The organism is Lysinibacillus sp. JK80, assembly GCF_027557635.1.
Lineage (GTDB): Bacteria > Bacillota > Bacilli > Bacillales_A > Planococcaceae > Lysinibacillus > Lysinibacillus capsici.
In genome coordinates this window covers 3,699,339-3,724,583 of sequence record NZ_CP058997.1, presented here as the reverse complement: position 1 = coordinate 3,724,583, position 25,245 = coordinate 3,699,339, and the positions used below count along the sequence as shown (strand labels likewise).

Genomic DNA, 25,245 nt, shown 5'->3' with positions numbered 1-25,245 from the left:
AATTTCGATACTTTAGACACTATTGATGAAAAAAAAATCAATCATTCTAAAGATAAGTGGACACAGTATTTCTTAAACAATGATGAAATTAATCTATTAAATAAAATAAAAAGAATGAAAATGTAATTCGATCTGGTGAGCTTTATAGTGTAGACGTTGGTATAGTAACTGGGCAAAATAAGTTTTTTTTACTGTCAGAAGAAGAAATGGTTCAAAATAATATTCCTCTTGATAATTTAACTAAAGTCGTTAGTAGATCTGCACATCTTGAAGGCGCGGAGTTTACTATTGCCGATTGGAATAATAATGTGCAAGCCAATCTACCAACCTATATGTTTACTCCTCCTAATGAAGAATTTTCAAATCTGAACGAAGAATTACAAGAATTTATATTAAAAGGTGAAGCTACCAATGTCCATAAGGGTTACAAATGTAAAATAAGGAAGAAATGGTATATAGTTCCTTCGGTTTGGGTTCCTGATGCTTTATGTTGCGTCAAGTTCATTTATATCCCAAACTAATTAAAAATGAAGCTATGGCTACTTGTACAGATACAATTCATAGAGTTAGATTTTACGAAGGAGTTAGCGGGTCTAGGGTAACACTTTCTTTTTTAAACAGCTTAACCTTTGCACATTCTGAAATTATGGGGCGAAGTTATGGAGGCGGTGTTTTAACTTTTGAACCAAGCGAAGCTGAAAATTTATTAATACCTTATATAAATGACATAGAACTAGATTTCGCATTAATTGACAATTTAATCCGTCAAAATAAAATAGATGAAGTTTTAGATATTACAGATCAAGTATTATTAATAAAAGGGTTAGGCTTGTCTATAGAAGAAGTATCTGCATTAAGAGCTATTTGGAGAAAAATGAGTGATAGGCGTATTAATAGGAAATATAGTAAATAAAAAGCAAGGATGTGAATTAAAATCACATCCTTGCTTTTGTTTATGTTAAATACCACTATCACAAAACGCCCCTATATAACTGAAGATGCCTTGAATTTAATTGTTCTTAATAATTTTGATTTAAAGACTGTTTTGGAGAGATGTTCAATTTAAGGTTGATAAGGGAGTAAAGAAGATGCAAGGAAATCTGATAGGGTGCTATTTTCCAAACTAGACTGTTTGTACTAGAAAATATTGTAATCCAGTTACATTACATTCGCACACCATGAAGCGAAATATAACCTAGACGTTAAGTAGAATAATTATTCTACTAGTCCAGTAATTCCCATTATAGTACAATTGAATTACAAACAAAAATGCGGTGAATAGTAATAAGTAACTTTAGGAAAATGGGAAGTATTAGTTAAGCTTGGTGAAAGTGCTGAACGGAATATTTACAATGATCCTAATACTTCCGTTATAAGGCTTAGCTAAGCCTGAAATGCTAGATATATTTCATACCTTACGCGAAGAGGAACCGCTACACATGAAGTATCTTATGTTACGACAAAAGAAGAGAAATAATTAATAGAGCTAGCCTATCAACTATCTATTTGGTTTATGGAAGTGTATAGTATTAAAAATTTAAGTACATAGAGTTAGAGCCAGAAGTTAGTTTTAAAGAGCTTGAATTTAAGGTCAAGGCAATAAAAGACGAAATTGGTGCAAACAAAAGAATTGCTGAAATAACTTGAGATAAGTACTGACGTTGCAATTGCAAAAGATACGCATGTTAGACGAAAAGAAAAGTCGAAATTACACGTGCAAAAAAATTGATCATCAGAAGTTCAAACGCACATCTTTGTTGATGATAAATTGCGTCAGCTGGACTCTCTAAAGATTATAAAGAATTTAGTAAATGCAAGAACCTAATTTAATTTTGAGAAAAAATTTAATTAATACATTAAGGAGAAATGTATATGAGTTTTGTACCCGATTTATTTATAGGGCAAGTTATAAGTAATGATCAATTAATGAAAATTTTTAGATGTGGAATACAAGGTGGTATGCGAAGATCTTTAAAAACCAATACTTTAGTTTTAATTACCGATTACACTGATGATACATACCTAGATGCAAAGCCAGATAAAGATGATAATTATGTTTGGAAATATTGTGGGATGGGGGATAATGGTGATCAAAGTATAGATTATAAGCATAATAAAACTTTATATGAATCAAATAAAAATAATGTGGATTTACATTTATTTAAAAAAGAGGCGCCTAATAGTTACGAATATATAGGCAAAGTAATTCTAATAGGTGAACCAAAACATATAAAAGATCCTAATAAGAATAGAAAACTTTTAATTTTTCCACTGGAGCCTGTAGGGAATTCTCAAGATATAACTGATTTCTTAAATAATATTGGATTTAAAATTCTGTTAAAAGAGGAAATTATTGATGGGTCAACAAATTATTTAGCTTCTAAAAAGTATGACGCAATATTAAAGTTAATGGCGGCCAATAAAGTAAATACATTAATTGGCTCAGATGGTTGGTTCTTTAATAGTAAAGGTTATTTTTATAATCAATATTCAAAAGACGGGTGGGGAAAAATCCAAGATATTGAAGATAAAAAGAATTTATTTATTGGTCAAAATAAATACATAAATCCATATTTTTCTGCCTCTCTTGTGTATAGTGAACAAGATAATTTGAATAATGTAGAAGATGAAAAAATTTGGGTAAATTTAGATTAAGAACATTGAATTTTAAATTATACAACGTTAACTATAAAATCGATTTTTTCAACAAAGGTCAAGAGTTAAGTGGCAAAGATAAATTTTATACAACTTTAATTTTAGGTCCTAATGGTACAGGGAAAAGTATTGTTTTATCTACTATTCAGAAAATATTTTTAGACATGTATTTACTGAGTATTTCTAGAAAAGAAAATCATGCTAAAGATATCGAGTATGAACTTATATACACAATAGGTGAGAATAAGTTCAAACTCTTAAAAGAAAATGGTAAAACTACATTTTATAAAAATGACTTGAAAATAAGCTTAAAAGAGATAGTATTACCTGAACGGGTTATAAGTTGTGCCTTTAATGTTGAAGATAGATTTTCAACAACGAGTGCAAAAGTTTTAGAAGAGTATCAGTATCTTGGATTGAAAAATAAGAAGTTTAAATATTTACTTGAATATTTAACTTCAAATATTATAGACGCAGTATTAACAGATAATAAGTTTTTAAATGATCTTAAAAACGTTACAGAATTTCTTGGATTTGGAGCGGAATTAAAAATTCGTCTATCATTCAAAGGAAATAATTCGTTGGAGGATATGAGAAATAATATTTATGTGAAAAAACTTCTTACAAATGCAAATGAAAAATCTATAGTAGCAGCTGATATTATAGCGTTTTGGAAAAAATATAGAACATATAATCTGGTGGATTCTAATAATAAAACTATTAATTATATTGAGAATGGCTTAGAAATATTTTTTGATTTTAGTAGATCAGTAGATTACGAAGAAATGTATGAAGATTTTGATGAAATAAAAAAACAAATTAAATTAGGTGTTTTCGCCATACCAGATATAGAAATGAAAAAAAACGGTAAATGGTTTTCAATTGAAGGATCTAGTTCAGGGGAGTTTCAATATCTGTCTACTATGATCAATATATTAACGAAAATTAAATCTAAATCTTTAATTTTAATAGACGAACCAGAAACTAGTTTACATCCGAACTGGCAGTACAAATATATGTCGGTTTTGGCAGTACAAATATATGTCGGTTTTGGACAAAATTTAAAGAATATAATGAATGTCATTTTGTAATGGCCACACATTCTCATTTTATGGTTTCGGATTTAAAAAATGAGTCTTCAAGCTTAATTGAGTTAAAATCAAAATCTAATGAATTAGTAATTTCTAAAAATATAAACGAATCAGTTTATGGCCGTTCAGCAGAAGATATTTTATATGAAGTATTTAATATGCCCACATCAAGAAATTACTATATCGGAAAAGATTTAGATGAAATTCTGCAGGCCATTAGCTTAAATAGAGTTAATGATGGTATTAGAGATAAAGCACATAAATTGTATTCGATGATAGATTATTTAAAAGAATCAGATCCATTAAAAGAATTGATAATGGTTGTATATAAGAAGGTGACTGATATTGTCTAATGCAATTGTTTTTAAATACAGCCCTACACTCGCCAAAAGGTTATTAAAATGTAATGACAATTGGAGTAGCAGTGATAGTAGTTATATTAAAAGAAAGTTAAGGTATCATTTAAGAGAGCAATTTCAAGAGAAGTGTTTCTATTGCGGGGTGGAGTTACAAACAGGAAATGCTAAGGCTGAAATTGATCATATAGTCCCGAAAGGTGATTACCGTAGTTTTACTTTTAGACCGGAAAATTTAGTTTGGTCTTGTCGAGAATGTAACACTACTAAAGGAACCAATGATACACTAATAGAAGGTTTAAGAGGAGTTACATATTCTTATAATGATTACCCTCTTAATTCCCATGATTATGAGATCGTTCATGCGTATTTCGATAATTATGAAGATCATATAGAGTTAGAGGATAATTTGTTTATAACTGCAAAGGCTGGTAGTTCAAAGGGTGTGCAAACGATTTTAATGTGTGGTTTATATAGATTGCAATTGACCCAAGATAAAGTAAAAGCAATTATGAAAGAAAAAGAAATTGAAAGAAAAGCATATACGAAAGTTACTGGGATTTTTGAGAATAAAAGTAATGAAGAATACGAAAGTGAAATCAGAAAAATTATTGATGGGGTTGATGAAGAATTAGAGAATTTTAAATTAATTAATGAAGTACTCAGTACACCAGAAATTTTTGATATAGGGTATAGCATTATAAAATTTAAGAATGTTCATTTATTTAATGAGAGGAACAAAAAGTTATTCGCATATTTTTCGAAAAAAGGATATATGCTAAATTATTATATAAATTTATATAATTATATAAATGAAAAAGTAAATATCAAAAGAGAAATAGAAAATTATTTAGTTTCATTTAAAGAAAAAAAAACATTATCTAATATATTAAAAAGTCATGATGAATTTATGTATTTTAAACAAGAGTGCGATTCAGGGAATATTAATATAGATAATAGAGTTAAAAGATTTTTTATTAAAAAGAGGGACTGTCTAATTTTAACGAAAACTGATTTTGTAATATTAAATTATTTAATTAAAAACATAAAAATAATTGAGTATATATGTAAGGAAATGTTAAATATAGCGTCGAATAAAGACTTTATACCATTATTATTAGATTTAACTCCCCAATCGATACAGAAAACTATAGATATTTCAAAAATAAATAATGATAATCTACATTTAAAAGGAATTTCTCATATTCCAGTGTTACATGATTGGTTTAACCATATGAGTTATGATTCTAAAAATTTGAAGTCAACTTTAAAAATATGTGAAGATTTAAAGCAGATCGAAGGGATTTTATAGCTATAAAAATAATCCAAGAGATATAGTCAAAATTATAGTTATACAAAGTGTATGCCCCCGCGACCATTGATATAACAACTTTCCGAGACGGTTGGTTCGACTCCCGCCGTCTCCATACATTGAAATGTACTGAATTTCACTGAGTGTCATAAACGTTGATATACCAACGTTTATGACACTTTTTTTATGACTTTGAGTTGTACTGAAATTGATTGAATCCTTATTAAAAACCTTATTAACCTTTGTTAAACCTTTGTTAGAAATTAATCGGATTCATTGTTTAAAAAGGCTGTAAATTTATTAATAGTACCTTCTTTCGTTTTTCGCGTAACATGGGCATAAATTTCTAATGTTGTTTTCACATCGTTATGGCCTAAACGATACTGAACTTCTTTAATCGAGGCACCCGCTTCGAATAACAACGAGCAATGTGTGTGACGTAGTCCGTGTGTCGTAATATGCACCAAACTGTGTTTTACAAGGAAGTCTGAAAGCCATTGTACAGTTTTATTAGGGTCTTGAAGAACGTTGTAAATATTAGAGAACACTAATTGTTGCTTCTTATTAGTGTTAATCCCTTTCTCAGCAAAAATCTTTTCTTGCTCACTTCGCCATAATTTTAAAATCTCAATGGTTTCTTCATCAATTTTGATTGTTCGAGGTTTACCATTTTTTGTTGGTCCAAGATAAAGCCCTTTCTCGCCACGTTTCACTGCTTTAGTAATTCGAACATCAAAAGTATCAAAGTCGATATCCTTCCATTTTAAAGCGAAAATTTCCCCTTTACGCATTCCAGAGAAAGCGAGCAAACGAAAAACAGCTCGCTTTTTAATATTAGGGTCTTCTTGTAAAAGGGTTAAGAACTGTACAAGCTCCTCACGCGAATAAAAATTTTCAAACTCTTCATCGTCCTCATCAATTGAAATTTTTGCTTTGATAATAGGCATTTCGATTAATTCAAAAGGGTTATTATCAATGATGCCATGTTTCATAGCGTACTTCATAACAAGAGCTGCATAGTTCTTCACCATTTTGAAGCGCTTTAGTTTTTTTGCCCATTGGTTTACATGCTTTTGACAGATTGCGGCATCAATATTAGCAATTCGATATGATCCGAAGGCAGTTAAAATGTGATTGCTGAAAATACGTTTAGTTTTTAATAGGGTGCTATCCTCTACTGTATTTTCATATTGTTCTAACCATAATTCATAGACCTCTTGATACGTGTCTTTAGAAACTTTTCCAAAAGTACCATTTTTAATTTCTTGTTGCAACTCATAATAAGCCTCTTTAGCTTCTTTCTTTGTTTTAAAGCCGCTACGAGTAGTTGTTTTTTCCTTGCCTGTTAATGGATCTGTGCCAATATAAATGTGGAATTTATATCGGATTTCATTAGTTTTTAGTTTGTAACTTTTAATATTAACCATATGTTCCTCCTGCTTCGTGCTTACGGAGACAAAGAGGTTGTAGTAACTAGTACTACAGTTTCAGTTTATGTGATAGGCGACGCTTTAGCAAATAAGACATTGTAAGTCAACAAAAAACGCAATAGAGTTTTGAGGCTCTATTGCGTATAACTATATGTTTATGCGACTAGATATGTGAAGGTAAAGAGTGAAAAGTCATCGAATGAAGTGAATTCCTTCGTGAGGTATTCTTCGCACATTTTAAGTCTGGTATTTTCTTTTAAATTTCATTTTTCTGTTTTTCCTCCTGATTAATTGATATCAAATTCTTTATAGTAATCAAGTAAACATTGTAAAGTATTTTGTTTTATTTTATTTGTAGCATGCGAATAAAACATATGAGTCGTATTCTCCTTTTTTGAATGTCCTACACGATCCTTAATACCAAAAAAGTCTGCTTCGGCTTCAAGAAGGTGTGTCACGTGGGTATGGCGTAAACCATGAACTGTAACATACTTGATATTAGCTTTATCAATAGCTTCAGTTAGATAGTCATTTGGAGAACTTGTTTTTAAATATTTATTGACTGTGTTATTGAAAATTATCTGTTCGTTATCCGATTTACGAGGTAGACCCAATTGCTTCAACTGTCTAAATTGTAACTCTTCCCATGTTTTCAACATCTCTAAGGTTGTAGGGTCTAAAGGAATAATATGACTAATTTTCCCTTTGGTAAGACCAACATTTTTACCCCTGTTATGTTTTGAAAAGGAGTAAGCTGAATGAATCGAAAGTTGTCCGTTATCAAAATCTACATCAGACCAGGTTAAAACCAATAATTCGCCTTTACGCATCCCTGTATACATAAGAAGACGTAATAAACATTGTTTTTTATAATCTAGTTCGGGTAAAACTTGAAGTAATTTTTTGAAATCTGCTACTTCGATGTAATTATCGTTTTGAGTATGAGGTACTTCCTTTGGAATTCGTGCAAACTTGAAAGGATTTTTATGAATATCTCCGAGACGAAACGCTGTTTCCATAACATCTGAAGCATAGTTAACAATGTGATGAAAATACTTCAGTTTTTTTGAAAGTCCGATAGCAAATTGCTCGCACATTGCGACATTAATTTTTGCTAATTTCTTTTCGCCGAAGAACGGTAAAATATGATTTTTAAAATAACCCTCTGTTTTAGAGTAAGTACTCATCGTAATTCCTGATACTTTATATGCTTCGTCCCAAATACATAAGCATCTTTAAACGTCTTTAACATATTTGAGGGATTTAGCCCGTTACTAAATTCAAATTTTAACTTTTCAATTGCTCGCTCTGCTTGTTTTACAGTTTTAAATTTACTTCGGGTTACGATTTTTTCTTTACCTGTTAAAGGATCAACGCCAAGGTATACGGTAAAACGAAATACTGTTGTTCCATCCTTTAATTGATATGATTTAATTTGTGGGTACTTTTTTGAAATATTTTGCATGTTATATATCCTCATCGATTGAATTTTATTTAATTGAAGAGATTAATTTTGCGAAGTAATTCCCCTCAAATTCCTAGTTTTAAAAGCTATTTTGTTTCATAAATTCATCTAATGCTGATTTTGATACACGTCGAATACGACCGATCTCTGCTACCTCTAATCCCTTTGCACGAAAAGACATTAGCGTTTTGTAAGATACATTTAAATACTCAGCAGCGGTTTTTAAATTCATCCATTCTTCATTTTCTAATTCACGTGGTTGCATTGAATTTCCTACCTTTCTCTAATCTAGCTTTGTTGTTTAAAAGCTGGAAATATAATAACAGCCGTTTTTTCATATTCGAATAGCTACTGTTAATTTTTTTTATCTTTGTTTACAAAAGGTGATAAGATAATAAATTCTTTTCGTCCTGATTTACCACCTAAGTCAAACTGGATAAAACCGCGCTCTTCTAAAATTTTTAATGATAGGTTAAAGGTTGGGGCAGTAGTAAAAATCTTTTTTGTCTTTTGCCATAAATCTTGCTTAGAAACTTTACGCTGTTTCTTTTCTTCTGTTAGTAGTTCTAACTTACCTAGTAATATTGAGCCATATCGTTCGATTCTTTGCTAAACATGATGCCATAAGCGTTAATAATTTGGGAATCAAAATATTCCTTTAACTTTAGTGCTGCCTTTAAAGTTTTTACTTCAATTGTTGTAGGAATATCTGATTTGTCCTTTGCAATGTCGGTGTGTTTAGCAACATGTAATAAACCTGTAATTCGTAATAAATTACCGATAATTTTCCCACCCCAACTTTTTAAAGAGTCACAATATAGCTGTTCTGGTAAAAATAATGTCTCCACATGGTGTTCAAATTTCTTCAGGACATCGTATGATTCCGAGGAAAGTTCAAGTGCAATAGAATCTTTATCTTCGAAATTTAGTAGTTTAGAAATTAAATTGTTATATAAATATTTAATTTCAGAATCTACTGGTTTAGCATTGTACACATTTCGTTTACCTAATAAATCTTCAGGCATAGCGATTAAAAATCGAGGAATTAAGCCACGATCAATGATTTTCTGAGGCATATTCTGAATAACGGTCGGCTGGGCTGAGATGCAAATTGTTACTAAAGGTTCTTCTATTCGTTCAGTATCTCTTGAGATTCGGTCAGTTCGCAGGGGGTCACCAGAATAACCCTTTAAATATACATCTAGTTTACTTGCTTCTAATTTGATAGATGATTTTAATCGTTCAAATAAATCTCCTTCTGAAGAAGCAATCGTAATACGTTCGGAGTTTTGGGAAATCCTAGAGATGATTACTTCTTCAGTTGAGTTATCTAAAATGAGGGCCGGAGCTGGTTTTGATTTTAATTTTTCTCTTAAGGTCCACAAATTTTCCAACTCGTCTAGCAGCTCATTATCACCTGATTTTGCATATTCATTTTCAAGTTTATCTATACGCTTATTTAGTAAAGATAGTTGTTTTTCATTCCTTTTTTGCACTTCTTGATGCGATTTAATAAGGTTCGATTCATAATCAAATATAGGTCCCATCATTAATCTAAAAACAGTCGACTTACGATTTGATGCTTGTAATAGCACGGCTGTGTAAGTGTTCAAAGGTTCTTGCCATCCTTTGATTGGTTCAACGTGAAACCTTTTTTGTAAAACAGTTGATAGTACACCAATTAAACAAATTGCAGCAAGATCTACTGGGGTCTGTGTAAAGCGACTTACTGCTAAAACCATATCTTTCAAGGTGTTCGGAAAAACATTAACGTCAAATTGCTTTAGAGCTGATTCTTCAAATGTTATGGGTGGTTGCCATTCAAACCCATACTCATCTAGGCTATTAATGCTTTCGTACAACTCTTCAAAGAGATTATTACTTAATTGAAGTCCACTGCTTCTAACATTAGGTGAGATTTCACTTTCAAAATCTAGTTCTAATTTAGCTTCAGCTAATTTTAGTTCTGAAAAATCGTTTTCTACTTCTTGATCTTCTTCTTGTTCAAATTCATTACATTCCTGATTGTTTTGCATATCGCATTTTCCTCCGTTATTACTAATTTTCATGCCTAGGTACCTAGACATGAAAAAATGCATTGATAGTAACCCTTCCGGATAGGGGCTGTTGAATCCTAGAAGGACTAAAAAGCTTGTTATACAAAATTTGAAGTATTCTACCAGGGCATTTTAAATATTCAAATAGCTTTGATCATTTTTTTGAAAAAATTTTTTAATGTAAATGTGCCAGTGAATTGTTTCAAATCTGCAATTCAGTATATCTTTAGATTTTTTAATTCTTATAGGTCTAAAGAACCTTTTGAAGGTTGTAAAATAGTTTTGTAATTAGCAATGAAAAAAGCAAAAAGGGTCACCCGTTAGGACAACCCTTTTCGCTCTTTGATATATGATTTGGTTTCAATTGAGGAAAAACAAATTTTGCATTTAATTATTAGAAAGGAAGGCTTTCATTACTAGTTCACGCTTTTTATCCTTATCTGATTTTACATAGTTACTTTGACTATATCTTTCTAAATATGTTTGCTGGTTTTCGATAGCTTGTTTTCTGTTTTCTTCCGCCGCTAACTTAGCTAAAAGAGCCTTTTCTTCAAGTTGGCGTTCAAAAGCTTCCTTTGCCTGTAAAAAATGTTCAGCGTATTTTGATTGATTATTAATTTCGATGTCTAGGTCCGCTAGGCTAAGATTTTCATCGTTTATTTTAAATGCTTGAGAAAATGTTAGTTTATAAGGCATTGCGAAGAAGTGTGCTTTAGGTGGTAAAGTGTTTGGATGTTCTAAAACATGGAAAGCTTCAATAGAAATGGCTTCATTAGCAGGCGTAATATACATTATACTTTTCACGTTTAAGTCTGTTTTAGGTAGCTTTAGTACCGCCTGTAGGTCCTCTAATTCCCCTAATTGTTTTAAAAAATCTTTCCAATGAATATCTGCTTTTTGACTTGTTAACGCCTGTAGCTCTGTTTTCCATAGCACAAGTGATTGTCCATCAATATCAATGCCCAAATGGTTGCGCTCAATGAAAAATAGCGGTTCATAACCTAATGATGCATAATAATTTTTTTGATTTTGAATAGATTTTGCAATAGCCTGATCTGTAGAGACGGTAATGTTAGTGACAATTGTAATTGCGTACTTATAATCATTAATTTTTAAAGTGATGTCTGGGATGTGTTTTGAAAAGTCCTGGTTTAGATATCCAAGAATGACTGTAACGTGTGGATAAACTTTTGCTAATACATTTAATTCGTCGTTTATTAGAGCTACTATGTGTGGTTGGCGTGGTGTATCATTCTTCTTTTGCTTTTCATACTTGCTATAACGTGCTTCGCTTTGTTTAGACGCTTCGCAACTCTCCCCGTGCAAATGTGAAAAGAAATTCCCTAAAATCTCTCCGCTTTTTACATATAATTGCGCTTTGCAGTATGGGCAAATAAACGTCCCTTTTTTGGCAATTTGTTTATGATTATCGATTTCAGGTGCGGGTAAATTTTGCGAGATTATATAAAGTCTATCATCGTTTGTATGCCAAGCTTCTCTCATAATAGAACCTCCTATAAAATGGTATTTATAAGTTATACGAGTAACTATATTGAAGGTTTCACTATTTGGAATATAAATCAATTACCCATTTGCATAGGCAATCGTTATACTTATAGTAAGAATAAAAATGGAGGTCATAATATGGAATACTCTGCAGGAATTACAAGTGAACGTTGGTACCAGCAAGATATTGAGTATGTTTTGGCCTTATTAGAAAAAGGTCTGAGTAGAGAAGAAATTCGAGAAATTGTATTAAATGAAAATCCATTTTTAGTGAAAACAGAGTCTGCCTTACAAAAGAGATTTCAGTTAGCTTATAAAAGAGCTATTAGTTTAACTAACGAGCTTAGGAGCTACTATTTATCAGGAACTAAATACGATCAAAAAGCATTAATTTTATATACATTTTTAAAAACATATCGCTATGCATATGAAAGTTTATATGAATTAATTATTTATCGCTATCAACAGAAAAATAAGCAATTGGTTTTAGCCCATTTAGAATCATTTATGGAAGAAAAGGAGCAACAATCGAACAAAATTGCGAATTGGAGTATTGTTTCTAAGAAAAGAATCAATAATACACTACTATTATTATATAAAGCCAGTGGTATAATAGACCCAAGTGAAGGTATTTATACAATTTCACCATTACATGTAAGTCCACAATTAAAAAAATACGCTTTCAAAAATGATCCATTATTAACGGCAATAATTACGTTACAGGTAGGTGGAAATATTGACGATTTATAAAAGGCTAGAACAATTAGAAGCACGAATTCATCAAGAGGGCTTTACTAAGCCTACTGGTATTGGCAGTGAAATCCCGCACTTTGTATTTGATTATCCAGCAGAAGACGAGTTAATCGTCCGTACATATACAGAAGGATTATTAAAGCGTACGTCATTGAATATTAAAGAAATCAACTTATTTGAATTCTTGCTTGCGTTATTTGAAGACGATTTAGAGGAACTTATTGAATTAGCTGAAGAAGGATACGAAGAACTTTCACAAGCGATTCAAACAGTTCTTGAAGATCGAACGTTATTAGTAGATAGCTTTATTGAAAAAGCAGAGGATGCAGTGCTAATCTTTATCACAGGGGTAGGCACAGTACATCCGTTTATAAGGTCTAGTCATTTATTAAAGAAGCTATCGAACCATGCATTTAGAACGCCATTAGTACTTTTTTATCCAGGCCATTTTACAGGTCTTGATTTACGTTTATATAATCAATTCCGTCATGAAGACGAATATCAAATTACACGAATTTCATAGGGAGTGCTTCAAATGATCATTAAAGATATTTTTAGAGAAGACATTAATCGTCCTATCAATGGTGTTGTACAAGCCGGACAAACAGATGAAGAAACGATTTATACGGAGTTAAGGGAATACGTTGTCACAGATGAAATTTTGAATAGTTTAAAGGATTTCTATAAAAACTATGAGGACGTTTATAAAGTGCCTACAAAGGACGTAGGAGTATGGATTTCTGGCTTCTTCGGTTCAGGTAAATCGCACTTTTTAAAAATTCTTTCATATCTACTAGACAACAAAGAAATTAAAGGCCGTGCGCCATTTGAGTATTTCGAGGACAAGATTAAGGATGACGCGTTATTAGCAGCGATGCGTCGAATCGGTGCTAAAGAGTCCGATGCCCTATTATTCAATGTTGGCTCTGAGGCAAGTACAAATGCGACTCGTGGCAGTAAAGAAAGTATTATAGAAATCATTTTACGTATTTTCAATGAGCATGTAGGCTATTCAACAACACTTTGGGTGGCAGATTTTGAGCGCCAATTAGAGCGTGAAGGGAAGTACCTTGCTTTCACTAATAAAATTGAAGAACTGTATGGCGAAACGTGGCAAGACTATCGTTTAAAATTCCGTATGCGTTTTGGAAAAATGATTGCGGCATTGACTGCGATTGGCTATGACGAAACATCTGCTGATTTTATGGTACGTAATGCGCAAAAGGAATTTAGCATTTCAGCGAAAGAACTAGGGAAACTAATCGCTGAATATTGCGAGTCCAAAGGTTCAGATTACCGTTTAGTATTCCTAATCGATGAAGTAGGACAATACATAGGCATGGACAATAATTTAATGTTGGACTTACAAAACGCAGTGGAAGAAATCGGTGCTGCAACAAACGGACAAGCTTGGATTGCCATTACTTCACAAGAAAGTATTAAATCCGTAGCAAACGTAGTCGATACAACAAGCTTTTCGAAAATCCAAGGCCGCTTCAAAACACGTATCAATCTATCGAGTTCAAATACAGATGAAGTATTAAAGCGCCGCTTATTAGAAAAAAATGAAACAGCCAAGAAGACACTCGAAACGATATATGAGCCAAATGAACAATTAATTCGTAACCGTCTATCTTTTGATAAAGAAAAAACACAATACCGTTCATCTTACCGCACTACTGAAGAATTTGTTGCGATTTATCCGTTTGTACCTTATCAAGTAGAACTATTACAAGCTGTGCTAGAAAAAATCGGTATTCACGGTGAAGGAAGCTCTTACGCATCAAGAGGGGAACGTTCACTGTTAAAATCATTCCAAGATGCAGCGATTAAGCATAATGATGATGAGCTTGGTACATTAGTAACGATGGCCGAATTTTACCCAACGATTCGACAGCACTTAGAGTCAACGATTGTACAAACGATTACGAAAGCGGAAAGCCGAGCAGCGAATAACGAAGGTCTGTACGCAGCAGATGTTGATATTTTAAAAGTCCTTTACTTAATTAAAGGGATTGATCATATTCAAGCGACACCAAGTAATATTGTAGCTCTCCTTTTAACACGCATTGATGCCGAGCAAAACGAAACAGCAATTAAAGAATCGTTAAATCGTTTAGAGCAAACGATGTTCATCGAAAAACATGCGGACGGTACGTATTCGTTCCTTTCAGATGAGGAACAAGAAATTAATAGTGAAATTCGTAATGTAGATGTGAATGCGAGTACCATCAAGGCAAACTTAGCAGAGACATTTTTCTCTGAAATGTACGATAAAGCGAAATTTGCAAACAGCAAAGGCTTTATCTTTGAATACAATAAACGCTTTGATAACTATTCTAAATCGAATATGAAATATCCGTTAACGATGCAAGTTATTACAGGCTCTATGTCATCAGCAGAAGCTGCTTTGCAATCTGTTGAAGGACAAATGGTTGTCTACTTAAACGAAGAGCTAGTGGCAGAGGCGGAAGAAGCGATTCGTTTATCGGAGCAAATTCGACGTTATGTATCTGCAAAGCGTAACCCAAGTACAACACAAGCGCAGCACCGCATTTACGATACAAAATTAGCAAGTGTCGATGATTATGATAAAAAAGCAAAAAAATTATTAGCAAAAGCGTGTGAATCAGCAACGTTTTATATTCAAATGCAGGAGCGAACATTCCGTGGTAGCTTTGAAAAGCAAGTAAATGATGCATTTGAAATGCTCGTACAAAACACTTATAAATACTTAGAATATATCGATGAGCCAATCCCTATGAAGAATGTGACGGTTGAATGGAAACGTATATATGAACAAGGAATTCAGCAAGATTTGCTAAATACAACAGGGAATATTAGAGCTTATAATGAAGTGCTTCGTTATTTAGAAGAGCTGATTCGTTTACATCAAAAGCCATCGTTAAAAGAGGTACTAGATAAATATAGCCAAGTGCCATATGGTTGGACAGAAATTGATACAATTGGAATTTTGTTAGCGTTAATACATGATAGTAAATTGAAATTTACGATTACAGATGAACTATTTAGCCCAACTATTGCAACGGACTTTTATACAAAATTAAACCGTGCAACAGATCGCGATAAAATCCGTGTAGTACCTGAAATTGAAGTTGACCCGAAAGTACGTCGAGAATTCATAGCATTATATAAAGATTTATTTGGTCGATTAGATAGTGGAGATTCTTATCAAGATTTTGCAGAAGCTTTAAATGCGGCAATGGATAAACATTTTAGCGAACCACTTCAAAATATTACGGATTGTTATCAGAGAGGTAATTCAGCGCAATATCCGTATCCTGAATATACAAAAGTAGTTGCAATATCAAATGACATAAAGCGCCTTATGCAAATTCGAGATCCGGAACAGTTAGTGATGGCTTTCATCGATGCTGAGGATGAATTAATTGATGCACAAGAGCAGCTAGAAGGTTTAGTAGGATTTTATTTAAATGCACCAATTAAACGGTTTGACGAAGCCGTACAATATTTAAAATCGATTCAAAATGATTTAACACATACACAATCGGACGAAGTGAAAATGTTAAAGAAACAGTTAACCGACATTTTAGTGAAATCAGAGCCATATCGTGATATTCCGTTAATTCCGTCAATCATTGAAAAGCTACAGCAGGCAATTGCAAAGGAAGTCGTTGAACATAAGAAAGCAGTTGGTACACAAATTACACAGCTGGAGCAAAAATTAAGTGAGCTTCAAGAATACTATTCAAATAACGAAGCGGTAAGTAGCTTAATTGCTGAAAGAATGCCTCGATTTACGAATGCACAGCAACAACTCCTAGAAGCTGATAGTTTAATTATGATTCAAATGAAATTAAGTGAGCTTCGAGATGTGACAGCACAAATTCAACAAGCGGCAAAACAAAAAGAGGACGAATTGCTTCGTGTAGTAAAGAAGCCAGTAGGTGAAACACCACCTGGGGATACACCACCGCGGGTTGTACGAGAAAAAGGTACGAAAGTCATTTCATCGCAAACACTACGCGGCATGTTAGTAAAAACAGAAATTCAAACACAGTCAGAATTAGATGATTTATTAGCAGAACTAAAACAGCAGCTATTAAAAGAGTTAAAAGACAACACGTTGAAATTTGAATTATAAAAGGGAGGGGGATCTCCCCTTCTTTTACTTATAAGAGGTGAGTGAAATTATGAATAAAACCGCATTGAAAAACTTTGCAACTTGGTCACGTCGTAAATTAATTGAGCAAGTCCAAACAAAAGCTCTTTTATACGGAATTGATGAAAAGAACGGTTTACATATCGAAGAGCAGTTTGGACAATTATTAATTAATGGACAAACGTATCCGTTATCGATGAAAAATGCATTTACGGCTTTAAAACAGCAGTTAGAGCAAAAAGGCTATAAGCAATTACTTGAAGAAGTAGCGTACACATGGTTTAACCGAATCATTGCCATTCGCTATATGGAAGTACATGAATACTTACCAGAGAGAGTGAATGTGCTTTCAAGCAGTGTTGGACGAGTGGATCCTGATATTTTATTTGAATATGACACGATGGATTTAACTAATAAGCAAGAGGAAGTACGTGAGCTAGTTAATGCTGGTAATACAGAGGTGGCATTCCGCATTTTATTTGTCGCCCAATGTAATGCGTTAAATCGCATTTTGCCGTTTATGTTTGAACCAATTCAAGATTATACAGAGCTTTTATTACCTGATTTCTTATTAGATGCAGAATCAGTCATTAAAACACTTGTACAAAGTGAAGAATTAACAGAGAGTTTTGCGGAAATTGAAGTGATTGGTTGGTTGTATCAATACTATATCGCTGAAGAAAAAGACCGTGTGTTTGCTCAAAAAACGAAGTATAAAAAAGAAGAAATTCCATTTGCAACACAGTTATTTACACCAAAATGGATTGTACAATATATGGTACAAAACTCACTTGGGCGTTACTGGACAGAAGCACATCGAGAAGATGAAGATTTAATCGATAACTGGGAATACTTTATCAAGCATGAAGAAGAGGACTTCCATGAAAAAATCTCACCGTATGTGAACAAAGAATTAAAGGTAGAAGACATTAAATTACTAGATCCAGCAATGGGAAGTGGTCATATTTTAGTGTATGCCTTTGAAGTATTCTATGAAATTTACGAGAAGTGCGGATACCCAGAGCGTGATATCCCACGCCTTATTTTAGAACACAACTTATATGGTTTAGATATTGACGATCGTGCTTATCAATTAGCAGCATTTGCGGTTGTAATGAAGGCGGCGCAATATTCACGGCGTTTTTTACGCAGTGTAGAACGTGAAGGCATTCAATTAAACTTAGCATCGATTCAAGAAACAAATCATATTTCTGAAGATGTAATAACGTATATTACACAACAAGAAGTTGGAGAGCAATATAACCGAGTGAAGGCGTTCTTTAATCAATACCATAATGCAAAAACATATGGCTCATTAATTAATATTACAGAACGTGAGATTTCATTTATTGAAGAGCGATTTGAACACATTAAAAATAATCCAGTGGAAGATTTATTTCATGGAGAGCAACATGAAATTGCAAAATCAATATTACCGGTTTTGATTCAACAGACGAAGATTATGCGTAATGAGTATGATGTTTTGGTGATGAATCCACCATATATTAATAATAAAATGTTAGTATCAAATTTATCGACTTTCTTATCAGAATATCATAGCGATGTAAAAACAGATTTATTTGCTGCATTTATTGAACGTAGCTTTAGTTTGGTAAAGGAAAACGGACAATTAGGTTATATGACCCCTTTTGTATGGATGTTTATTTCTTCGTACGAAAAATTACGTACGAAAATTATTAGAAAAAGTACGATTAATAATTTAATACAATTAGAATATTCAGCATTTGAAGAGGCGACTGTTCCTATTTGTACATTTACATTACGTAATTATGATGCAGGGCTTAAAGGCGATTATTTGAGACTTTCAGATTTTAAGGGAGCACATTTACAGCCGATTTATACTAAGGAAGCTGTAATTAATCCAACGGTTTCTTATCGTTTTAATTTCAAACAATCTAACTTCAATAATATTCCGGGTAAACCCATTACTTATTGGTTAAACGAAAATTTAGTGAATCTATTTTCTTTTACCCAACCATTGGGAAGTATTGTAGAAGCAAAGCAAGGGTTATCCACAGGGGATAATAGTAAATTCGTTAGATTATGGCATGAGTGCAATTTTGTTTCCATTGATTTCGGTAGGGAATCTTTAGAAAAAGATAATTCTAATACTAAAAAATGGATTCCTTTAAACAAAGGAGGGAAGTATAGGAAATGGTATGGTAATCAAGAGTATGTAATTAACTGGGAATTGAATGGAGGGATTATAACTAATTCACCTGGTTCAGTCATTAGGAATCCTAAATATTATTTCCTGCCTTCAGTCTCTTGGTCGGACATTACATCTTCCGATAACTCATTTAGATATTATCCAAGTGGCTTTATATTTGGTTCTGGTGGACATGCTTCATTTCCAAATAACGAAATAGATCAATATGAACTTTTGGCACTTTTAAACAGCAAGCTAATTAATATAATCATTAAAGCAATTAGTCCAACAATGCATTTCGATGTAGGTTACTTTAATAAGTTGCCTGCTTTAAGGCTAGATAAAAGTAAAATAATTGATTTTGTAAAGGAAAATATTAAAATATCAAAAGATGATTGGGATAGTTTTGAAACGTCTATGCATTTTGAGAGACATCCTTTTATTAATTATAGAAATTCCGGGAATTTGGAAACAGTATTTAAAGAATGGGGAAATTTTAGTGACAAGCAGTTTCATAAAATTAAAAATAATGAAGAAGAGATAAATAAAATAATAATTAAAGCTGCTGATTTACAAAATGAGATGACTTATCATGTAGACGATAAAGATATTTCGATTCGAAAGGCAGATAAACTAAGAGATACGATTTCTTTTCTTTCCTATTTCGTAGGGTGTCTTACGGGGCGATATTCTTTAGATAAAGATGGATTAATATATGCTGGTGGAGAATATAACAATAGTAACTTCAAAACATTTAAACCAAATCTTAAAGGAATTATAAAAATTACAGATGGTTCCTATTTTGAGAGCGATATTATCATGCGCCTACGTGAATTTCTTTCAGCTGCTTTCACTCCAGATACAGTTGATGAAAATATACAATGGTTAGCAGAATCACTTGAAATGAAAAATGGTGAAAATGCAGAAAGTAGGTTACGTCGTTACTTTATGGATGAGTTCTTTGCAGATCATTGTAAGGTGTATCAAAAACGACCAATTTACTGGCTGGTTGACTCAGGTAAACAAAAAGGCTTACGCACATTAATTTACATGCATCGTTACCAACCGGATACAATGGCAACGATTCGCTTCGAACATTTACAAGAAATACAAGCGAAGTATCAGCAAGAAATTGTGGACTTAGAAAATCGTTTAATAAATCCTAATTTAAGTGCAACGGATAAGAAGAAGTTAAATGCTGAGAAAGTATCGTTTGAGAAGAAAATCGATGAGCTTCGTGAGTTTGATAAACGTTTAGCTGCCATTGCAACTGAGGAAATTGAAATTGATTTAGATGACGGTGTGAAGGTGAATTACGAGAAGTTCTATCGCGGTGGAAAGGGCGTTTTAGCAAAGATTAAATAGTTACTGGTCATAAAACATTCGTTATACTATCTTATAGTGTGACGAATGTTTTACTATATAAAATAAAAACACCATAGCTCTTGCTAGGGCAGTGGGGATAGATGATGATTAAATGGTATTCTGAATAATATACACGCTTTTTATAAAAGTGTTGCGCTATAAATCATTTTAGAAAGGAGCTTCACATTGAACGTATTACAATTATTAAAAGAACGCATAGAAGATGAATTACATAAAAAGAACAAGCCCCGTACGGTTGTTTTTTGGTATGACGAGCAGGGGGAGCATACGGTGGAATCGCTAAAGGAAGAATTAGCAGATCAGCCGATTCATGTACGAACTTTGACACGTAATAATTTCTTTTCGTTAAAAATTGAAATTGAAACAGAGAAAAAAGACGAATCGTTTTTAATATATGCGAATTTTGCAAAACCAGAAAAGGAAAAAATTATTTGCTTGATATGGAGCTGTACGGTACAGAATTTAAAGCAGATACAACGGCTTTATTTGCAGAACAGTTACAAGTGAGTGATACATTGCTGCGTGACATGATGCAAAAGTATCCCGAGTTTTTTAAAAGTGTGGAGCGTAAAGAAAAGTTGAAAAAAGTCTTGAAGCCACAAGCAAGTGAGCGTGAATTTGAGTATGCGATGTTAGCTATATTAACTGGGGCGCAAGTTGCGGATATGGACAAAATTGCGCAAAATTTATTGATGGCGGGCTTACTAGAAGATTCGAATGAGTTATATAAATCAATAGTGAAGCGTTTTAGTAAAGAGCAACTCTTTGTTTTATTAGGGCAGTATTTCGGTGTTCATATTGAGGCATATACATTACAACATTTAATGGAGCATATTTTGTATGCCCATTTCCAACGTTATGCGCAGTTTGAGGATGCTACGTTGCAGAAAAAGTATGAAACGACACGTGCCAATGCCAGCGCATTATTTGTGGATGATTGGTTACAGACAAAGGACCGTGAAGTTTTAGAGCAATATATGCAAGAAATCGAATGGGCGTTTTCGATTGTTGAATTGTTAAATGATCGTCCGGTAGAGCATTATGCAAATATTTCAACGTTCCCGATTATAGATGTTTTATTAATTGAAAAGCTGACGACAGAACTTCTGCATCAAACTTCTAATTTAGAGGAATGGAAAGAGATTTTACAAAAACGTTTAAACATGCATTGGGCAAATCGTAACGAGCGTATTCGTGGACTATTAACAGTCTTAGTACATGTGATAGATTTAACGATGCATAAAACTTTGTTAAAACAATATGATACACGTATTCCGTTATATGTGCAGTATGCAAGTGATTTATACTTAATTGATCAGGCATATCGACGTTTTATAGTAGGTTACATGCAACTTGAAAATAGAGAAGTATTAGATGAGTTAGCTGAAAAGTTAACGAACTGGTATGAAAATAAGTATATATCAAAAGTAGCGGAAGAAACGAACTTTACTTTAGAACAAGAGGAATTAGGGAAGCTCCCAAAACAGGCTACTTTCTATAAGGAAAATATTGAACCGATTATGCAAAAGGAATCAACGCGTGTATTCGTCATTATTTCAGATGCATTACGTTTTGAAGCAGGGGCAGAGCTACGTGAGCGATTAGATGCACGTGCAAATGGTAGTGCTACGATTAGTCCACTCGTTGCGAATATGCCAACTTATACACAGCTTGGTATGGCATCGCTATTACCGCATAAAAAGTTGACGATTGCACCGAACGGAACAGTATTAGCAGATGGTGAGCCGACAAATGGTTTAACGAATCGCATTAAGATTTTACAAAAATCTGAGCCAGAAGCGATTGCCTTCCGATTTGATGAAATTTCGTCTTGGTCACGTGCTACAGCAGATGAGCAGTTAAAGGGTAAACGTTTAGTGTATGTGTATCATGACGTGATTGACGCTGCGGGTGATTCAGTTAAATCAGAGCGTGAAACGTATGCAGCAGTTGAACGAGCGATGGATGATTTAGCGAAGCTTGTAGACCTGCTTTCAAGATGGCAGGCGAAACGTATATTTATTACGGCAGATCACGGGTTCTTATATCAAAATTCAAAAGTTGAAAATGCCGAGAAAGTAGTGAGTGTTGAAGGCGAGAAATTTGATGGTAATCGTCGTTTTGTTGTTGGTAAAAACTTAGTTATTGGTGCTGGGGCGATTGCCTTACCAGAAACCTTTACGACGCTACAAGATGCGGAGAAAGCTATTGCAAAAGGGATTAACCGTTTCGTAGGTGGTGGCAGTTTACAATTTGTACATGGTGGTGCAACACCACAAGAGGCCATTACACCGTTAATTGATTATCGTCGTACGTCTCAAGCAACGCCTGTTGAAATTAGTGTAGCAATGCCATCACGTGTTATTAAAAACTTCCGTGTTGAAGTGCCGATGTATCAAGAACATAGTATTTCGACAGAATCTATGGCGCATACCGTTCGTTTTGCATTTTATTTAGAAGGGGAACGTATTTCAAATGAGGTCGATTATACATTTAATATGCAGGGACAAAATCACGAACGTACTGCGAAACTGATATTTGATTTAACCGAGCAATATTATAAAGCAGGTCAAAAATGCACACTGAAAATGGCGACAGTGGAAGGAAATAAAGTAACGCCTTATAGTGAAGCGGAATTTACAATTCATATGTATAATGCGTTGTATTAATAATGAAAGTGGTTCTCTAATTCAATGAGTGACCACTTTTATTGTTATATTAGCAGAGCAATTAACAAATGAATTTATTAATCTGGAGTAAAATGACTGTTACGAGCTTGGTAGCCGAGGATTTGTTTACATATTTAGTTTAGTTCATTTTTATGTAATTATATTCTAATTGTGGTATTTGATTCAATGTTTTAAAATGGAGGTATATTCGTATTAATTTTATTTAAAAGGGGTTGGGAGAATGGGGCAAACATATAGTTCTAAGACAATTGATGAGATAATTTTAGAAGTTCAATATGAATTAACAAATGCAGAAAATTTGCCGGAAGCAAAGGCGAAAAATTTTCAAAAGATTTATGATTTATTAATCCGTAAAAAAATGATTCTAGACTTTTTGAAATTTAATCTTGTATTTATAGGTGAAAAAGGTATTGGTAAAACAACGTCAATTTTAAGGTTATTCGAATTAATTCAAAATGAAAAAGGTCTCCTTTCAACAGCTGCTGGCGGGACAACTGTATGTGAAGTAGTAATACAGCGAAGTCAAAATAATAAATCATATTTTGAAGTAATACCAGAAGATGAACAGCTGGTTCACCAATATATTGAAGACTATTGTGCTAGTTTTCAAACAGAGGAATTAACTAAAACACTCTATGTACCAAATGAGATAGAGCGTTTTTTAAGAAATATGGCGGGTTATAAAAAAGTAGCCTTAGAAGAAAAGTATGGTGAATTTACAAGTCATGAAGATTTTTTACAATTCTTTAAAGCGGAATTAAATCTTGAGAATCGTAAAGAATTAATTGTTGATGTAGCTTATAATGATGAAAAATCATATTTTGAAAGTTCTGTGAAAATTTTTGAGTTAATTAATTTAGGTAAAGTACCAACAATTCCTTTCCCTAAGAAAATTATCATTCATGCAACCCCCGATGTTATAGATTTCGATTCTTACTCTTTTGTGAACAGTATTATTGATACTAGAGGTATTGACTCCGATGGAAAAAACATAGATCGTTTTAGACGGGAAGATATCTTGGAGTATTTAGATAAGAGAGAAAATGAATCTATCTATGTAGTTGTTGATGGTTTCAAACCAGCCCCTAGTTCTGATATATCGAATCTACTAAAATCGCGTATTCGTGATAAACATCATGCAAATAAATTTTATTTATTAATTAATGTTTATAACGAAGAAGCAAGTGAAGTAATGACTGATGATGGAATAGCAGAAACAGCATCTGAAGGTATTAACTATCGTAAAGATAATATAATTAGTAAATTTAAGCATCTTGGAATTCCGTTTTCAGAAGATCACATTCTTTTTTATAATTCAAAGAAAAATGAACCGATAAACGCAGAAATTATTTCACAAATTAATAACAACCTCTTGAAAGAACGTGATGCGCATATATTAGAATGCGAGCAAGCCTATGAGAAATTCCAAAAGTTGAAATATGATTTTGAAAACAGCGAATATGCCAATGAAAAACTTCTTAGTTTGAAAGAGGAAATCGAAAGTAAGCCTGATAATTCAAACGTGCTAGCTACGGTATTAGGTACATTTATCTCAGATAAATTACGGAATGTTCATCCTGCAAGATTAGATGCGGTTAACAGATATAGAGGTCACTATTCAGCTTATAATTATTACCATTATTTAGCTTTAGCGACAGAAGACGCTTTTAATAGTTTGTTTGAGGGATCAAAAAAAGAAGTTGAAACCAAATTATCTAGTATTTTAAGTTTACGTAATTTATCGGAATTAGAGAGATTTGAATATGAATTATTTTTAGATGATTTTATTAATCGTTTCTCCTCTATACGGTTAGAAATTACCGAATTAGTTAAAGAAGCGGTTATTAGAGAGTTTCAACCAATCTTCTGGGAAAAAGCAACTGAACAATATGGAAAAGGGGAGTGGCCAGAAGGGAACTATCGAGATGCTGTGTTTAAATACTACCGTGAAGAGTTAATTCGAATTTTAACTAAAGTGGATACTCAAAGTCTCTTTATAAATGGTTGGAAAGGCACTCTTGATATATAAAATTTATGATTTATTGATTTAAAAGGTTTGGACTTTTGTAATTAAATAATGAAAACAAGTAGCAGTACGTCCTTTGATTTAGAAGGAAGTGCTGTTATTTTGTTTTATGAAATTAATCTTGGTCTCCTAATTTCGAAATTAATACCTATGGAATAGTATAAGCTTTCGTAATATATTTTACATATTTTATAATGGTATTTC

At 32.8% G+C, this 25,245-nt stretch carries 19 protein-coding genes; 13 read left to right on the top strand and 6 right to left on the bottom strand.

What is annotated here, in order from left to right; all coding sequences use genetic code 11:
• Positions 1 to 125 precede the first annotated feature (125 nt).
• The 6 genes from HXV90_RS18680 to HXV90_RS18655 all read left to right on the top strand — a co-directional run bounded on the left by HXV90_RS18680 (position 126) and on the right by HXV90_RS18655 (position 5,414).
• Positions 126 to 521 carry a hypothetical protein gene (locus HXV90_RS18680; RefSeq protein WP_442916342.1) on the top strand — a complete coding sequence of 132 codons (396 nt, stop codon included), beginning with the start codon at positions 126 to 128 and terminating at the stop codon, positions 519 to 521.
• Positions 488 to 913, top strand: a complete 426-nt coding sequence (locus tag HXV90_RS18675; protein WP_269897777.1) for a hypothetical protein — start codon at positions 488 to 490, stop codon at positions 911 to 913. The genes HXV90_RS18680 and HXV90_RS18675 overlap by 34 nt, the downstream gene beginning before the upstream one ends.
• 959 nt (positions 914 to 1,872) lie before the next feature.
• Positions 1,873 to 2,655, top strand: coding sequence for an SRA domain-containing endonuclease (locus tag HXV90_RS18670; RefSeq protein WP_269897776.1), 783 nt, complete (start codon positions 1,873 to 1,875; stop codon positions 2,653 to 2,655).
• The gene (locus HXV90_RS18665) at positions 2,637 to 3,746 is read left to right on the top strand and encodes an AAA family ATPase (protein ID WP_269897775.1); all 1,110 of its coding nucleotides are present in this window, start codon (positions 2,637 to 2,639) and stop codon (positions 3,744 to 3,746) included. The genes HXV90_RS18670 and HXV90_RS18665 overlap by 19 nt, the downstream gene beginning before the upstream one ends.
• Positions 3,746 to 4,099, top strand: a complete 354-nt coding sequence (locus tag HXV90_RS18660) for a hypothetical protein (protein ID WP_269897774.1) — start codon at positions 3,746 to 3,748, stop codon at positions 4,097 to 4,099. The genes HXV90_RS18665 and HXV90_RS18660 overlap by 1 nt, the downstream gene beginning before the upstream one ends.
• Positions 4,092 to 5,414: an HNH endonuclease gene (locus tag HXV90_RS18655; protein ID WP_269897773.1), complete on the top strand. Its 1,323-nt coding sequence runs from the start codon at positions 4,092 to 4,094 to the stop codon at positions 5,412 to 5,414. The genes HXV90_RS18660 and HXV90_RS18655 overlap by 8 nt, the downstream gene beginning before the upstream one ends.
• Before the next feature lie 263 nt (positions 5,415 to 5,677).
• On the opposite strand, the gene HXV90_RS18650 is transcribed toward HXV90_RS18655, so the two are convergent.
• From HXV90_RS18650 to HXV90_RS18625, 6 genes are all read right to left on the bottom strand, one after another.
• Positions 5,678 to 6,841 (bottom strand): site-specific integrase, encoded by a 1,164-nt coding sequence (locus tag HXV90_RS18650; RefSeq protein WP_269897772.1) that lies wholly within the window; start codon positions 6,839 to 6,841, stop codon positions 5,678 to 5,680.
• Between the two features lie 290 nt (positions 6,842 to 7,131).
• On the bottom strand, positions 7,132 to 8,031 hold the full coding sequence (locus tag HXV90_RS18645) for a tyrosine-type recombinase/integrase (RefSeq protein ID WP_269897771.1): 900 nt from the start codon (positions 8,029 to 8,031) through the stop codon (positions 7,132 to 7,134).
• A complete protein-coding gene (locus HXV90_RS18640) occupies positions 8,028 to 8,309 on the bottom strand; it encodes an Arm DNA-binding domain-containing protein (RefSeq protein WP_269897770.1) in 282 nt (93 codons plus the stop codon). Before HXV90_RS18640 ends, HXV90_RS18645 begins: the two co-directional genes overlap by 4 nt.
• A 79-nt stretch (positions 8,310 to 8,388) precedes the next feature.
• Positions 8,389 to 8,574 carry a helix-turn-helix domain-containing protein gene (locus HXV90_RS18635; protein ID WP_258860346.1) on the bottom strand — a complete coding sequence of 62 codons (186 nt, stop codon included), beginning with the start codon at positions 8,572 to 8,574 and terminating at the stop codon, positions 8,389 to 8,391.
• A gap of 310 nt (positions 8,575 to 8,884) precedes the next feature.
• Entirely contained in the window at positions 8,885 to 10,345 is a 1,461-nt protein-coding gene (locus HXV90_RS18630) for a YfjI family protein (RefSeq protein WP_269897769.1), read from the bottom strand.
• Between the two features lie 408 nt (positions 10,346 to 10,753).
• Positions 10,754 to 11,950 carry a competence protein CoiA family protein gene (locus tag HXV90_RS18625; protein WP_269897768.1) on the bottom strand — a complete coding sequence of 399 codons (1,197 nt, stop codon included), beginning with the start codon at positions 11,948 to 11,950 and terminating at the stop codon, positions 10,754 to 10,756.
• Positions 11,951 to 12,010: 60 nt separating this feature from the next.
• Between HXV90_RS18625 and HXV90_RS18620 the strand changes: the two genes are divergently transcribed.
• The 7 genes from HXV90_RS18620 (at position 12,011) to HXV90_RS18590 (ending at position 25,044) form a co-directional block, all read left to right on the top strand.
• Positions 12,011 to 12,622 (top strand): BrxA family protein, encoded by a 612-nt coding sequence (locus tag HXV90_RS18620; RefSeq protein ID WP_269897767.1) that lies wholly within the window; start codon positions 12,011 to 12,013, stop codon positions 12,620 to 12,622.
• The gene (locus HXV90_RS18615; protein ID WP_269897766.1) at positions 12,600 to 13,148 is read left to right on the top strand and encodes a BREX protein BrxB domain-containing protein; all 549 of its coding nucleotides are present in this window, start codon (positions 12,600 to 12,602) and stop codon (positions 13,146 to 13,148) included. The genes HXV90_RS18620 and HXV90_RS18615 overlap by 23 nt, the downstream gene beginning before the upstream one ends.
• A gap of 12 nt (positions 13,149 to 13,160) precedes the next feature.
• Positions 13,161 to 16,751: a BREX system P-loop protein BrxC gene (gene brxC / locus HXV90_RS18610; RefSeq protein WP_269897765.1), complete on the top strand. Its 3,591-nt coding sequence runs from the start codon at positions 13,161 to 13,163 to the stop codon at positions 16,749 to 16,751.
• 49 nt (positions 16,752 to 16,800) lie between these two features.
• Positions 16,801 to 20,304, top strand: a complete 3,504-nt coding sequence (pglX, locus tag HXV90_RS18605; RefSeq protein WP_269897764.1) for a BREX-1 system adenine-specific DNA-methyltransferase PglX — start codon at positions 16,801 to 16,803, stop codon at positions 20,302 to 20,304.
• A 186-nt stretch (positions 20,305 to 20,490) separates the two neighbouring features.
• Positions 20,491 to 20,832: a hypothetical protein gene (locus tag HXV90_RS18600; RefSeq protein ID WP_269897763.1), complete on the top strand. Its 342-nt coding sequence runs from the start codon at positions 20,491 to 20,493 to the stop codon at positions 20,830 to 20,832.
• Positions 20,766 to 22,994, top strand: a complete 2,229-nt coding sequence (gene pglZ / locus HXV90_RS18595) for a BREX-1 system phosphatase PglZ type A (protein ID WP_269899046.1) — start codon at positions 20,766 to 20,768, stop codon at positions 22,992 to 22,994. The genes HXV90_RS18600 and pglZ overlap by 67 nt, the downstream gene beginning before the upstream one ends.
• A gap of 241 nt (positions 22,995 to 23,235) precedes the next feature.
• On the top strand, positions 23,236 to 25,044 hold the full coding sequence (locus HXV90_RS18590; RefSeq protein ID WP_269897762.1) for a hypothetical protein: 1,809 nt from the start codon (positions 23,236 to 23,238) through the stop codon (positions 25,042 to 25,044).
• The last annotated feature ends 201 nt before the right edge of the window (positions 25,045 to 25,245 follow it).